General features: G+C 60.6%; 9 protein-coding genes and 2 pseudogenes. 2 read left to right on the forward strand and 9 right to left on the reverse strand.

The genetic code is table 11. The features are described 5' to 3' along the window. Positions 1 to 27: 27 nt before the first annotated feature. The 4 genes from AB1E33_RS13595 to AB1E33_RS13610 all read right to left on the reverse strand — a co-directional run bounded on the left by AB1E33_RS13595 (position 28) and on the right by AB1E33_RS13610 (position 5,218). Positions 28 to 741 (reverse strand): RNA ligase family protein, encoded by a 714-nt coding sequence (locus AB1E33_RS13595; protein WP_372577824.1) that lies wholly within the window; start codon positions 739 to 741, stop codon positions 28 to 30. Next, positions 738 to 2,615 carry a cobaltochelatase subunit CobT gene (gene cobT, locus AB1E33_RS13600; protein ID WP_372577825.1) on the reverse strand — a complete coding sequence of 626 codons (1,878 nt, stop codon included), beginning with the start codon at positions 2,613 to 2,615 and terminating at the stop codon, positions 738 to 740. Before cobT ends, AB1E33_RS13595 begins: the two co-directional genes overlap by 4 nt. Before the next feature lie 100 nt (positions 2,616 to 2,715). Continuing rightward, entirely contained in the window at positions 2,716 to 3,396 is a 681-nt protein-coding gene (locus tag AB1E33_RS13605; RefSeq protein ID WP_372577826.1) for an aspartate/glutamate racemase family protein, read from the reverse strand. Between the two features lie 793 nt (positions 3,397 to 4,189). Beyond that, positions 4,190 to 5,218: an IS110 family RNA-guided transposase gene (locus AB1E33_RS13610; protein ID WP_372577827.1), complete on the reverse strand. Its 1,029-nt coding sequence runs from the start codon at positions 5,216 to 5,218 to the stop codon at positions 4,190 to 4,192. Positions 5,219 to 5,417: 199 nt separating this feature from the next. Between AB1E33_RS13610 and AB1E33_RS13615 the strand changes: the two are divergent. Both AB1E33_RS13615 and AB1E33_RS13620 read left to right on the forward strand, forming a co-directional pair. Further along, positions 5,418 to 5,651 (forward strand): annotated as a pseudogene (locus AB1E33_RS13615) (IS5/IS1182 family transposase); the annotation flags it as partial. Positions 5,652 to 5,741: 90 nt separating this feature from the next. Then, positions 5,742 to 5,991, forward strand: a pseudogene (locus AB1E33_RS13620) (transposase family protein); the annotation flags it as partial. 714 nt (positions 5,992 to 6,705) lie between these two features. Here AB1E33_RS13620 and AB1E33_RS13625 read toward each other — a convergent pair. From AB1E33_RS13625 to ftsZ, 5 genes are all read right to left on the reverse strand, one after another. Further along, on the reverse strand, positions 6,706 to 8,391 hold the full coding sequence (locus AB1E33_RS13625; protein ID WP_372577828.1) for a chloride channel protein: 1,686 nt from the start codon (positions 8,389 to 8,391) through the stop codon (positions 6,706 to 6,708). Positions 8,392 to 8,492: 101 nt separating this feature from the next. After that, entirely contained in the window at positions 8,493 to 10,142 is a 1,650-nt protein-coding gene (recN, locus tag AB1E33_RS13630) for a DNA repair protein RecN (RefSeq protein ID WP_372577829.1), read from the reverse strand. A gap of 54 nt (positions 10,143 to 10,196) precedes the next feature. Continuing rightward, the gene (locus tag AB1E33_RS13635) at positions 10,197 to 11,042 is read right to left on the reverse strand and encodes an outer membrane protein assembly factor BamD (RefSeq protein WP_372577830.1); all 846 of its coding nucleotides are present in this window, start codon (positions 11,040 to 11,042) and stop codon (positions 10,197 to 10,199) included. 129 nt (positions 11,043 to 11,171) lie between these two features. Next, a complete protein-coding gene (gene lpxC, locus AB1E33_RS13640; RefSeq protein WP_372577831.1) occupies positions 11,172 to 12,092 on the reverse strand; it encodes a UDP-3-O-acyl-N-acetylglucosamine deacetylase in 921 nt (306 codons plus the stop codon). 212 nt (positions 12,093 to 12,304) lie between these two features. After that, complete coding sequence (gene ftsZ, locus AB1E33_RS13645) at positions 12,305 to 13,978, reverse strand: cell division protein FtsZ (RefSeq protein WP_372577832.1); 1,674 nt, start codon at positions 13,976 to 13,978, stop codon at positions 12,305 to 12,307. Positions 13,979 to 14,174 lie beyond the last annotated feature (196 nt).

The following is a 14,174-nucleotide window of genomic DNA, read 5'->3' on the forward strand; positions in this document are numbered from 1 at the left end:
ATGGCCTGATATGCTCCAATGGGTCGTTTACGGAAGAACCCGGTCGTTAAGCCAGTCCGTTTTTCCGACCTGCGCATTCATCCAGTGCGTATCGCTTTGCACATGATCCGCGCGCACGTATTTCGCCAGATGCGCGTGCATCTCATCCTCGTCGACACGACCAGCACTGCGAACGACAAAGCCTTCCTGTTTCGCGCAATCAGGCCTCGATATCAGCGTGTCGATGGCGTCATCGGAATAGGGTCCCCGGTACAGAATCGATACGCTATGGATGCCAAGTTCACCAAAGCGCTGCTGTGTCTCGTCCCACCCTTGCACCACGCCATCAACGATCCAGGCGAAGCCAAGGAAATAGGATGGAAGGGCATCATAGATGACCGAGTGTTGAGCAAACAGATACTCACCGACAATCCGCTCATTGGATGCCAGTTGAGGTGAAATGCCCGCCGCCAAGGCTTTGATCCAATCTCGCGACGGATGATAGCGGGCATCAAGGCTACGGGGATGGCAACCGCCGCTGAAGATGGTGGTGTTTTCACCATCCATCTTTTCCGTGGCGATGATCTCGGGCATGGCCTGGAGAGTGGCAGCATCCCGCATGATCTTGTCGTCACTCGTCGCGCCGGGCGACATCGGTAAATGATAGGTACGCCCGTATTTCCAAGACATCAGAAGACCCCGCCAAGCACAAGAGACAGAACGGTTTTGTGCCCGTTCTTGCTGCCGATGCTGCTGAATCAACTCGCCCTTTTGATCCCCATCACCCGCGCGCGGGCGCGTGGGTCGCTGTCGAAGAGCGCGGCAAGTTGTTCGGTCATCGCGCCCGCCAGTTGCTCCACATCGGTGATCGTTACCGCGCGGTCGTAGTAGCGCGTCACATCATGACCGATCCCGATCGCCAGCAACTCCACCTGTTTGCGTTTCTCGACCATCGCGATCACGTCGCGCAGGTGCTTCTCCAGGTAATTTGCCGGGTTCACGCTGAGCGTGGAATCATCCACCGGGGCGCCGTCCGAGATCACCATCAGGATCTTGCGCACCTCATGGCGTGCTACCATCCGCCGATGCGCCCATTCTAGCGCTTCACCGTCGATGTTCTCTTTCAGTAGCCCCTCTTTCATCATCAGCCCCAGATTGGGCCGCGTCCGCCGCCAGGGCGCATCCGCCGACTTGTAGATGATATGGCGCAGGTCGTTCAGCCGTCCGGGCTGTTGCGGGCGGCCATCATTCAGCCACGCCTCACGCGCTTGCCCGCCTTTCCATGCCCGCGTGGTGAAGCCCAGAATCTCGACCTTCACATTGCAGCGCTCCAGTGTCCGGGCCAGAACATCGGCGCAGATCGCCGCGATCGAGATCGGACGGCCCCGCATCGAGCCGGAGTTATCCAGCAGCAGCGTCACCACCGTATCGCGGAATTCGGTGTCCTTTTCGACCTTGAAGCTCAGCGGCGTGGTCGGGTTGGCCACCACTCGCGCAAGACGGCCTGCGTCCAGAATGCCCTCTTCGCGGTCGAACTCCCAACTGCGGTTCTGTTGTGCCTGCAACCGGCGTTGCAGCTTATTGGCCAGACGCGAGACCGCGCCTTTCAGCGGCTCCAGCTGCTGGTCCAGATAGGCGCGCAGCCGTTCCAGTTCGACCGGTTCGGCCAGATCCTCGGCGGCGATCTCTTCATCGTGGTCGGGCAGGAAGACCTTGTAATCGGGGTCCGCCTCGGAGACCGGAGGCGGGGCGGGCGGCTCCAGGGGGGCCTCGCCATCGGGCATCTCGGTCTCTTCGCCCATCTCGTCCTCGGCCATCTCATCCATCGAGACCTGCGCCTGGGACTGGTCTTGCTGTTCTTCCTGCGTCTGCTCGGGGTTGGCGTCGGCGTCCTGTTCGTCCTGATCATCCTGGCCAGTGCTGTCAGGATCAGGCTGTTCCTCGGCGTCGTCTTCGGCCTGATCCTCCTGATCGTCGTCCATTTCGTCCGGGTCGTCGCCCAACTGATCGCCATAACCCAAGTCTTCGATCACGCGCCGCGCGAATCGCGCGAATTCGGCCTGATCGGACAGCATCTCCTGCAGGTTTTCCAGCGTGCCGCCAGCCTGTTCTTCGATGAACCCGCGCCACAGGTTCATGACATTCTCGGCTGCTTGCGGCAGATCGCGGCCGGTCGCCAGATGCCGTATCAGATAGCCTGCCGCCACCGGCAGGGGCGCTTCCGAAGGTTGTTTGCACTGATCATAACCGCGCCGGATCGCCTCATGGGTGATTTTGACGTCGATATTGCTGGCGGTGCCGGGCATGTCGCGCGCGCCCATCGCCTCGCAGCGGGCGGTTTCCATCGCCTCATAAAGGTCGCGCGCCATGTCGCCGGGGGGCGCATAACGGTTATGGGTCGCCTCGTCGTGGTATTTGCGTTGTAGCGCCAGCGCATCCGCAGTGCCGCGTGCCAGCAGAACCTCGTCCCGCGTCATCCGGCGGCTGACCTGCGGCAGGCGCATGGAATCACCGGTGACACCCGAGGGATCGACCGAATAGCTGACGCTCAGCTCGGGATCATCGGCCATGACCTTTGTGGCTTCGGCCAGCGCCTTCTTGAACGGATCGGCTGGGTTGTCTGAGGGTTTGCTCATGGCGTTCGGCCCGAATTGGTTCTAGGCATGCAACCTAGAACCAAGCGCGGGCAATGACCAGTGGGCGCGCGCGCCTGACGGGGCCAAAAAACGCAAAGGCTCAGAGCATTGCCTCATCAGCGGCAAGCCGCGCCAGCAAGTCTACATGCACATCCAGGGCATCAATGACCTTGTAGCCCGGGTCCTGCCCGTCAAATGCCAGGTTCAGGTCGGTGCCCGCCAGAACCACCGCGTCTGCACCATGCGCGTCGACCAAGTGTTGCCCGGCTTTCAGAAACAGCATCCGTTGCGCGTCAGAGCATCTGCCCGCAACCGCCATATCCAGATAGCTCTGTCCCAACTGGTCGATCTCATCTTCGATGGCGACCGCGCGGGTGCGGGTCAATTGCCCGTAGAGCTTGGTCCTCATTACCACTTCCGTGCCCAACAGCCCCACTGTGCCCAGACCTTGCGATGCGAAATAGTCATCCAGCGGCGTCGCGGCTGAGACAAGCGGCAAAGAGGATAGCGCCTTGGTTTCGGCAAAACAGAAATGCCCGCCCAGCGAGGTGATCGCCGCACACTCCGCACCCGCCGCCTTCAACCGGTCGATCAGCGGCGCAAAGACGCGCGCCTGCGCTTCGCGCCGGTCGGCGGTGTTGTTGGCAATCAAAGTGCTTGTCTCCGCCTGCACGATGGTCAGGTCAAGCGGTTTGGCCCGCTTTGCCATCGCTGCAGTCAGTTTTTGGTAATAGACCACCGTGGCCGCTACGCCAATTCCACCGATCAGCCCAATGTGCATGGACTAGTCTTTTCGAAAGAGCTGGTAGGGTTGTTGTTGGATTTATTCATCGCGAATCTCTCTCTAGGTCGGAGACGATTTTCTTAATCGATTTGATGTCCTTAGAGCTTATTCGATGAATTCTTCCGATGCCATCGATCAAAATCAGACCATCAAATGAAGGATCAAAGAGCCACGTGGAGTTTACCGGAATTTTGAGAGGAATGCTCTCGCCGGGAGCTAAGGTCTCACCCAACCCGCCTTCAAACGCACTTGGGGTTTACAAAGGTTTTGGATAGTCTTCACAGGGATGTAATACTCCACGTGTCCCTCTTTGTGGTCCTTTTGAACACAGCATCTAAGCCGATTTTATCGCAACAACTCCTGAACCAAAGTCTGTGGCAATCACGCAAATGGAAAACGCTCTTGCACGTACGCGCCGATCGGATACCTAGCAACTGTATTTCTCAGGCGGTCTGAGCCGACGTGTTTCACGCACAATGGTTGATCCGCCGAAGCGGTGTTTTTAGTTCAGTTCGTGTGTGTCCTGCCTTTAACGCGGCTTTTGGCTGAGTTCCTTCAGGTACATGCTTCGGTTCGTGATCAACGCTTTGGTTGTCGACATGATGCTGGTTCGATGCCATTCCGATGTGCCCATCTCATTGGCGTGCTTGAAAAATCAGCAACGGTCCAGACCTCCGCTGCCCGGCAGTGGTTTGCAAAGCAAACCATGAGAGGGGCATCACCGGAACCGCGTCCCTGCGGGACCTCGAAGGCCTGCGACCAGGCCGGCGATGGGTAGAGCGATACTCGGTCAGGCCGTATTTGGTGCCACATCCGGTTGGAAGTCTGTGCCATCGACCCAAATCCGATGGAGTATGACGGCGATACGGCGCGCCAGAGCAACCATCGCAATTTTCCGGCCACGGCGTTGTGCGAGTTGAGCCCCCCATATCCGTAGCCATGTCGACCGGCTGCGGTTCATCATTACGGTCGCAGCCTGGCATAACGCCTGCCGCAGGTTGACGTCACCGGCCTTGGTGATGCCGCCCGAGACATCACATTCGCCTGACTGGTTACGCGAAGGTGTCAGACCGACCCAGGGACCGACCCTCTTTGAAGACCGGAAGCGCGTCGGATCATCGACGGCTGCACGCAAGGTCAATGCCACGACAGCGCAGATCCCTGGCATCGTCATCAAGCGACAGCAAATCGGATCTGCCAGTGCGAGCTGGCGCACCTGCTTTTCGAGGGCTGCAAGCTCCTGTCGCAGAGAACCTCTTGCACGAAGCATCGGTCGTGTTGCTATTTCCAGCATGGGATTGCAATCCGCCAACTCCCGGATGCGGGCCTCGAACCTGCCGCGTGAGATGGCACCCACCTTGAGGCCAAAGTTCCGGAGCAATCCTCTCAGCGACATTTCCAAAGCGATCATGTTCTGTTGAATGGCTTTCCGAGCACCGAGTACAGCACGAGTTTCCTGAACCGAGACGGATTTGCAGTGAACCGGGCGGAACCAGCCAAGGTGAAGCAGACGTGCAATCCCCTCAGCATCCCGCCGATCCGTCTTGATCGGCATCGCCTTCAGAGCCCCTTTCACCTGGCGGGCTTCCATAAGCACTGCATCCAAGCCCAACTCCGCCAACCCTTGATGCAGCCACTGCGACATAGGCCCAGCCTCCAGGCCAATCGCGGCGACACGACCGTCCAAATTATCCAACCAAAAGGCCAGAACCTCGGGTTCGCTCGCGGCTTCGGCTTCCTTGATAATTTTGCCGTGCTCGCTGATCACGCAGATCGCGGTCATCGCAAGCGATACATCCAATCCAACAAATAGTTTCATCCCGTCGTCCTCCATTTGGGGTCATTACGGGAATGGCGGCGGCGCGGCGCTGATCTGACAAGTGGCGACGGCGGTGCGTGACGCAGGCCCCGCTACGGCATCTCATTGATTTGGTTGCCGCCATATCAGTTGCGTGATTCAAGCCCCTGAGTTTCGCGGGGGCAGAAGCAGTAGTCTATTCTGGTTGACCAAAGCGCAGATGGCGCGTTAGCGACCCTACTTTCCGAAGAGCCATGGCAAGCCGAGTGCTAAAGACCGGAGTGTGTTAAGTGGGACTATTTCCATCTCGCAATGGGTTGCGACGAACTGATGCGCTTCACGAATGTGGGCTGCCAAAAACCCTCTACAACCGATGGAAGCGGTGGAGCGACACGAGTGTGCTTGCTCGGAGCATGGAGGGGCGGCAGGAGGAACCGATCACAAGACGATCATGATCACTTTGAGCAGGCGAACGTCATGCGTTCGAGTGAGCCCACGCAAGTAACTCAAAGCGCACAGCACGGCCTCCTGCCTGCGGTCGATGGATCGTAACTTTGACGCGGACGGGTTCCGCGAAGCCCTGTAAAAAAGGGGATAACGCCCTGCATCCCGGACTGAAAGTCACGCGGCAAACCTGCCCCGCACGAAAACGCAACTACAAACGACGCAGTAGGATTGAGATCACATTGGGACGCCCAAAGGAATGGTGTTGTGTCGCCATACGCCACGAAAGCTGTCCTAAGGTCTTCCTCTCGGCCATCGCCCGCGCAGCTATCGTCTTGTTCTGGCGGTAAGCCAATGAATCCGGGGCCTAAATGTGATACTCTTATTTCATTGCTCTATGGAATGTTTGATCAAGTCGTTCAGGATACTTCGGAAATTCCGCGAGATATCGGAGATCCATTCCCCTTCGTCTTTCGGAACGCCCGATCCGCAGCCTTCTCTCATTCGCAAGACTATGAGGGTTCCACTGAAGGATTTGAAAGCGCAATTGCAGGGGGGCTCCGCTTGGCCCAGTAACCGTCGCTCACCTCATAGCCGCAAAACACTACTTTGGACGAACAACCCAAGCTGAGGAACTGGTCGAGAACTACACATCGACGTGGCCTGACCAAAGAATCGATCTGCTATTTGAACGCCTCTTCCGAGATCCGCGACATGGTGCACAACTAAGCGAAGGCATGCGCGCGGCGGGATGAGAGCCATAGCCGGTCGTCGATTTCCGAGCGCATAGAACGGATAGATGCTTTAGTCTCATCATAGATGTCAGCGATAGCGTTTCGACTTTACTTTGAATCACTGGTACGCTGCCTCTCGCTTTGGTGGCGGGATTTTTTGTTGGTCTACGAAGCAGATTCGGTCGAAATGACCTCAAATCCGACATTCTCCGCACCTCGCAGAAACGTCCGCATTCCCACAATGCGCGGACGTTCACGCTTCAGATCCAATCTGTGTGGCAATCGGAGGCAAAGTGCTGCCCACGGGCGCGCGCAATCTAGCTGGGCGCGTCAGGAATGCTCTTCGGCGGCGGTGGCCGCCAGGGCACGGTTGTAGGCCTTGAGCGCGTCGATATGATAGAGCGCGCCGACCGGGGTCTCGGCCCCCTCGTCATCAAGGGTGACGACCGGTATCCAAACCACATCCTCGCGGTCAAAGATCGGCATCGCGGCCTCAAGCGTGGCGCGCGCATTGACGCATAGACCCCGGTCGATCAGGGGCTGGACCGCCTGGGGTGACGCGCCGTTCGGATCGCCCAGCGGGCGCATCACCGCACCCGCGCGCATCATCGCCAACAGATAGGCCTGCGGCCCGGCGGCCAAGTGGATATCACGCCGTTCCAGCTGTGTCAGGAAGAAGGACCGGTCGACCAACCGCGAAGCGAGCGCGGTCGAGATCGAGACCGAGGCCATCACTGCCAAGCCGATCTGCCAGTCACCGGTCAGTTCGAACACGATGAGCGTGGTCGAAATCGGTGCGCCCAGCACCGCCGCCGCCACCGCGCCCATTCCGGCAAAGGCGTAAAGCGTGTGGGTGCCCGACACGGTGGGCAGCAGCCCGGTTGCGATCAGGCCAAAGGCCAGCCCGGTCAGCGCCCCGATCATCAGCGAGGGCGAGAACACGCCACCACCCATGCGCCCGCCCATGGTGATGGCCAGCGCCACCGTCTTGACGATGGCGAAGATTACCGCCGTGTGCAGCACCAGATCGCCAGTCAGCGCGCGCAGCGTCGTCTCGTAGCCGACGCCGATGATATGTGGAAACCAGATCGCGATCCCACCCAGCATCGCGCCCGACACTGCCGGGCGCAGCCAGGATGGCAGATGCAGACGGGACTGCAGATGACCGCCTACATCCTCGGCCAGAAAGATACCGCGCATGACGAGCAGCGAGACCAGACCGCAGATCAGTCCGAGGATCAGAAAGGCGGGCAGTTCGACGTAGAATTGCAGCGATCCTGGGGTTTGCAGCAGGAACTCGGTCACGTCGCCATAGGCCAGCCGGTTGATCACCGTGCCCGCGATTGAGGCGATCACGATGGGGGCAAAGGCATGCACCGCGAAATGCCGCAAGACCACCTCCAGCGCAAAAAGCGCACCGGCAATGGGTGCGTTGAAACTGGCCGAGACGGCGGCGGCCACTGCGCAGCCCAGTAGGTCACGCCCGGTGATGCCATCCGCATCCAACCGGTTGCTGACCCAGGTCGAGATGACCCCGGCCATGTGCACCACCGGCCCTTCCCGACCGCTGGAGCCGCCGGAACTGAGCGTGATGAGCGAAGCGAACATCGATGCAATGCCCGCCCGCGTCTCGACCCGGCCATCCTGCAGGGCCGCGCCTTCTATCACATCGGCAACCGAGCGGACGCGGCCGTCATCGGTGAACCAGTAAAAGATCAATCCCACCACCAGCCCGCCAACGGTCGGGATGATCAACAGCACATACCATGGCAGATCTGTCGCGAAGCTGTGCAGGCGTAGTCGGTCGTCTGCCCCATAGATGAAGGACTGTAGTTCGGTGATCGCCATGCGGAAGGCCAGCGCGGCGAACCCTGCCGCGATTCCGACAAGCAGGGCGATGAACCAGAATTGCACTTTGCTGGGCCCGCGCTGCCGCAACACCGTCAAGCCTTCGACCAAGGCCGTTCGGGCGGATTTGAGCTGCTCAAGGATCAGGGTACGGGTGGATTGGGCCATTGGGGATCAAATATGTCGCTTGCGCCATGGTAAGCAGCACGGGTCAAACAGAAAAGCGCGATTGCGGTTCGCGTCAGGATTAATGCCCCAGTGTTGCGCGATCAGGCCTCCAGCAGGGCGCGGGCGGCGGCGCGGGCCGCGTCGGTGATCGTGTCGCCCGCAACCATCCGCGCGATCTCGTCCACCCGCTCATCCGCATCGAGAGGGATCACGGTGGACAGCGTCGCACCGCCCTCGACCTGTTTCTGTACCCGCCAGTGATGCGCTCCCTGTGCGGCCACCTGCGGCGAATGGGTCACCACCAGCACCTGCCCATCGCCCGCCAGCGCGGCCAGCCTGCGCCCGACCGCATCTGCGGTTGCACCGCCGACGCCGCGGTCGATTTCGTCAAAGATCATGGTTCGCTCTCCATCCCCGCCGCTTAAACAAACTTTGAGCGCCAACAGGAAGCGGCTGAGTTCCCCGCCAGAGGCGATCTTGTTGAGCGGGCCTGCGGGCGCGCCGGGATTGGTCGCAACGGAAAAGGCCACCGCGTCGCGGCCCTCGGGGCCAGACTCGCCCGTGTTGATCTGCGTGGCAAAGACCGCGCGTTCCATCTTGAGCGGGGCAAGTTCCGCCATGACTGCCGCATCCAGCCGCGCCGAGGCTGCTTTGCGCGCCTTGGTCAGGGCGCTGGCGGCTGCGTCATAGGCGGCCTGGACCGCCTTCAGCGCCTCTTCACGGGCGTGCAGGTCAGCATCGCCTCCATCCAGCGCCTTGAGCTTGCTGCGAAGACCCTCGGCGAAGCTGCCCAACTCGTCGCTGGCAACACCGTGTTTGCGGGCCAGAGCACGGATGGCGAACAGGCGCTCTTCGATATGTTCCAGATCGGTCGGGTTGAAATCGAGCACGTTCAGGCAGGCATCAACCCCCGACTGGGCCTCGCCAAGTTCGATCAGGGCGCGACCAAGAGCGGCGATGGGCTGTTCCAGCTGCCCCTCGGCCTTGTCGGACACGCTTTCCAGCCAGCGCAGCGCATCCCCCAGCGCGGTTTCGGCCCCGTTTGCCCCGATCAACGCCTGCGCGCGTGCCACATCCTCGCGGATCTTCTCGGCCCCCTGCATCATGCGACGGCTTGCGTCCAGATCAGCATCCTCACCAGGCTGCGGATCAAGATCATCCAGCTCGGCAACGGCGTGGCGCAAGAACTCTTCCTCGGTCCGCATCGCGTCGAGCGCGGCGCGGGTCTCGGAAAGCGCGCGCTGTGCTTCTGAGAGGGCGCGCCAGGCGGCGCGGCAAGTTGTGAGCGCCGCGTCGAGCCCGGCAAACGTATCGAGCATGGCCCGATGACCGCGCGGGTTCAGCAAGCCACGGTCATCATGCTGGCCGTGCAGTTCGATCAACGTGTCCGATAGCGCCCGCAGCACCTCGCCGGAACAACGGCGATCATTGACCCAGGCGGTCTTGCGGCCCTCGGCGGTGTTTATGCGCCGCAGGATCAGTTCCGCACCGCCGGGCAACCCGGCCTCAGCCAGAACCGCATGGGCGGCGTGGCCCTCGGGCAACTCGAATTCGGCCACAACCTCGCCCTGCGCGGCGCCCTGCCGGACCAGTTCGGCCCTGCCCCGCCAGCCGAGAGCAAAACCCAGACTATCGAGCAGGATCGACTTGCCCGCCCCGGTTTCGCCAGTCAGAACGTTGAGACCTGGCTGGAACTGCAGTTCCAGCCGGTCAATAATCAGCATGTCGCGGATATCAAGCGCCCGGAGCATGTCGCCCCCCTTGCGACCCCGTTTGCCGTCGGATGGGGGTCCCCCCCATCCCGGCTAGAGCCATTGCCCCTTGATCGACTGGCGGTAAATCTGGCTGAGCCAGTTATTGCCGCGAGACTTAGCTTCCAGACCGCGCGAGGTCAGCAGTTTATAGGCATCCTGATACCAATTAGTCGACCGGTAGTTATAGCCTAGAATTGCCCCTGCGGTTTGCGCCTCGTTCACGAGACCGAGCGACAGATAGGCCTCTACCAGACGATAAAGCGCCTCGGCGGTGTGGGTGGTAGTCTGGAAATCCTCGACCACAACGCGGAAGCGATTGATGGCGGCGGCGTAGTGCTGTTTGCGCAGGTAATAGCGGCCGATCTCCATTTCCTTGCCGGCGAGATGATCAAACGCCAGGTCGAATTTCAGGATCGCCGAGGTGGCGTATTGGCTGTCAGGATAGACCTCGATCACGGTGCGTAGCGCCTGTAACGCTTGGAAGGTCAAGCCTTGGTCGCGACCAACCTCGTCAATCTGGTCGTAATAGCTGAGCGCCAGAAGATACTGTGCATAGGCTGCATCCTCGTCGGTCGGGTAGAAGTCGATATAGCGCTGCGCGGCGGCACGGCTTTCGACATAATCGCGGCCGGAATGAAAGGCAAAAGCCTGCATGATTAGCGCGCGTTTCGCCCAGTCGGAATAGGGATAGAGCCGCTCGATTTCAGAGAAATAATACGCCGCGTCTTCGGCACGTTTCTGCGACAGTTCAAATTCGCCGCGCTCGAAAATCTGTTCCGGAGTGAAGCCGTCCAGATTCTGCGTGCGATCCGCGCCACCGCGATTGCCACAGGCCGTCAAACAAACTGCCACAAGAAGTGCGCCAACCAGTTTGGCCCCTGCCCTGCTGCCAATCATTCCCACTATTCCTTGTCGTCCTGCATTGGGGCGCTCGGCCCGTATGGGCCTTGGTCTAGCACACAAACTTCGGGTGCAAAACGCCTTAAAGCGCGCAGAAGGTCACAAGTTTGGGGACGCAGCAAGGCGTCAGGCCACCAGCGGAATCTCGGTCCAGATCAGCCCCTGGCCGGGTAGGCGCGCAGTGGTTTCCGCGTCACAGAGCACCGGGCGTACGGCGCCGGGTGTTTCGAAAAGCGCACGCAGCAGCGTGTTGGTCATCGAATGCCCGGCCTTCTCACCGACATAACGGCCCAGAATTGGACCTCCGGCCATATAGAGATCGCCAAGCGCATCCAGCATCTTGTGGCGTACCGCCTCGTCGGCGTGACGCAGACCACCGGGTGTCATCACCACGTCTCCATCGACCACAACCGCATTGTCGAGCGTTCCGCCAAGCGCCAGCCCGTTCTCACGCATCATGTCCACATCCGCCTTGCGGCAGAACGTCCGGCTGTCACACAGCTCGCGGGCGAAGGTGCCGTTGCACATGTCGAGTGTTTTGGTTTGCTGCCCGATGGCGGCGTCGTCGAAGTCTATGCTGAAGTCGATCTCCAGCCGGTCAGCGGGCAGCAAAGTGGCCTTGGCTCCGTCTTTTTCTACTGTGACAGGTTTCACAACCTCGTAAGCCAAAACCGGCGCGGCTTGCTGGCGTACCCCTTTTGCCATGATGCCGCGCACGAATGCGACCGACGAGCCGTCCATGATCGGAACTTCAGGCCCGTCAACCTCGATCAGCGCATTGTGGACCCCACAGCCCGCCAATGCCGCCATAATATGTTCCACAGTTGAAACCGACACACCGGCGTCATTGACCAGCTTGGTGCAGAGCGGCGTCCGCTCGACCCGGTCATAGATCGCCGGGATCATCGCGTCGCCCAACTCGATATCCGTCCGCTTGAACCAGATGCCGTGACCGGCAGCCGCCGGGCGTAAGGTCATGATGACGCGTGCGCCCCCATGCAGGCCCACACCCTTGAACGTAACCGGAGTTTTCAGCGTATGTTGCAAGAGAGACCTCTTGGGACGGTTTCCAGCCTCGGTGAGCTGTGTTGCAGATCAACTAATGGAGGGGTCCCAAAGGCTCAACTCAATCTTTGCAACCAAATGAAACATCCTTGTAACAGAGCGGCAGAAGCCCGCCTGCGTACTATTAAGTTATTGTACCTAAAAATAAAAAGGCCACCATAAGGTGGCCTGTTTCATCTATTTTGTGACTACTTTCAGTTCGCTTGACGGCGCAGGAAGGCAGGAATTTCGATCCGTTCCTGTTCCGGGTCCGGTTCTGCCGGGGCATGTGCCGCGGCGTCCGTCTGGCGCAGAACCGGCTGCTGGCGCACCTGCGGCGCGCCGCGCTCGTCCGGAGTATCCGCCGCGTGACCGGTCATGCGGTCGATCAGCCGGTTGAAGCCAAAGCGCGGCTTTTCGGCCTGCCCATGCTGCGCTGCGGCAGCCGGGCGCTGATCGGGCTGACCGGCAGTCTGTCTGGCCTGCGATGGCACGTGCTGGGTCGCGGCCTGCAAACGCTGAAGCGCTTCGGGCGATGGAGTGCCAGGCTCAGGCGCCTTGGGGGCGACGAAGCTGTCGACTGGGGCGTCATGCGCCTCGGTGCGCGGCTCAAAGGCGGGCACCTTGGGCTGGTAGATCGGCTGCGGCAGACCGTCATCTTCCTGAACCGGGTGGCTGCTTTCGACCTCGACCACCTCATCTGCCACCGCGTGCGCGGCGGTGAGCTGGGCGGGAACGCCATCGAACAGGCCCGGCTCTTCGGTTGGGGCTTCGGCCACGTGCATCGGCTGCGGTGCCGGTGCTGGCGTCTGTGCGGCGGCAGGCTGCGGTGCCGGCTCGGGCTGCACTTCTTCGGCGTCGAGCTTTTGCTTGAGCGGCGCCGACATCGGACGACGCGCAACCGGCGTTTCGGCGGCATCTTCGCTGGCGTCGATGCCGGTGGCCACGACCGAAACCCGCATCATGCCTTCCATCGCCGTATCCAGCGTCGAGCCGACAATGATGTTGGCATCCGGGTCCACTTCTTCGCGGATGCGGTTGGCGGCTTCGTCCAGTTCGAACAGGGTCAGGTCATGCGCGCCGGTTATGTTGATCAGCACGCCCTTGGCCCCGCGCAGGCTGATTTCGTCCAGCAGCGGATTGGCGATGGCCTTTTCGGCGGCCTGGATGGCGCGATCTTCGCCATCAGCCTCGCCGGTGCCCATCATCGCCTTGCCCATCTCGTCCATCACGGCGCGGACATCGGCAAAGTCGAGGTTGATGAGACCCGGACGGACCATCAGGTCGGTCACGCCCTTAACGCCCTGATAGAGCACGTCATCGGCCATCGAGAACGCCTCAGTAAAGGTGGTTTTCTCGTTGGCCAGACGGAAGAGGTTCTGGTTAGGAATGATGATCAGCGTGTCGACCATCTTTTGCAGGCTTTCAACACCGTCCTCGGCCTGACGCATGCGCTTGGCGCCTTCGAACTGGAACGGCTTGGTCACCACGCCAACGGTCAGAACGCCCAGTTCGCGCGCAGCCTGCGCGATGATCGGAGCGGCCCCGGTGCCGGTGCCGCCGCCCATCCCGGCGGTAATGAAGCACATATGCGCGCCGGCCAGATGATCGACGATCTGTTCGATGCTCTCTTCAGCAGCGGCAGCGCCAACCGTCGGGCGCGCGCCTGCGCCCAGACCTTCGGTCACTTTCACGCCCAGCTGCACGCGCGATTCCGAGCGGCTTTGCTGCAGCGCCTGCGCGTCGGTATTGGCGACGACGAACTCGACGCCTTCCAACTGCTTTTCAATCATGTTGTTGACGGCATTGCCGCCAGCCCCGCCGACCCCGAATACAGTGATCCGGGGCTTCAAATCGTCCTGACCGGGCATCGAAAGGTTCAGTGTCATACTCTGTCCGCCTGTACTAAATGCCCGCATTCGCGAGCGTTATTTTACCTATCCACATCCAATCCTACCGCGATGCAGATGGATCGTCACCAAAAAAACGCAGAAAATACGCAAAATATGGGCGATTTTTCGCTGGATTCCGCTTTATTTCGTCGACTGGGCAAAATCTTGCGGCGCTATGCCCACAAGCCACAAG

It is taken from the genome of Ruegeria hyattellae (assembly GCF_041537925.1).
In the GTDB taxonomy this organism is placed as follows: Bacteria; Pseudomonadota; Alphaproteobacteria; order Rhodobacterales; family Rhodobacteraceae; genus Ruegeria_C.

Excerpts from the sequence above, each read along its gene's own strand:
- cobT (WP_372577825.1), bottom strand. The coding sequence starts at position 2,615 with ATGAGCAAACCCTCAGACAACCCAGCCGATCCGTTCAAGAAGGCGCTG.
- AB1E33_RS13605 (WP_372577826.1), bottom strand. The coding sequence starts at position 3,396 with ATGCACATTGGGCTGATCGGTGGAATTGGCGTAGCGGCCACGGTGGTC.
- AB1E33_RS13610 (WP_372577827.1), bottom strand. The coding sequence starts at position 5,218 with ATGAAACTATTTGTTGGATTGGATGTATCGCTTGCGATGACCGCGATC.
- AB1E33_RS13625 (WP_372577828.1), bottom strand. The coding sequence starts at position 8,391 with ATGGCCCAATCCACCCGTACCCTGATCCTTGAGCAGCTCAAATCCGCC.
- recN (WP_372577829.1), bottom strand. The coding sequence starts at position 10,142 with ATGCTCCGGGCGCTTGATATCCGCGACATGCTGATTATTGACCGGCTG.
- AB1E33_RS13635 (WP_372577830.1), bottom strand. The coding sequence starts at position 11,042 with ATGATTGGCAGCAGGGCAGGGGCCAAACTGGTTGGCGCACTTCTTGTG.
- ftsZ (WP_372577832.1), bottom strand. The coding sequence starts at position 13,978 with ATGACACTGAACCTTTCGATGCCCGGTCAGGACGATTTGAAGCCCCGG.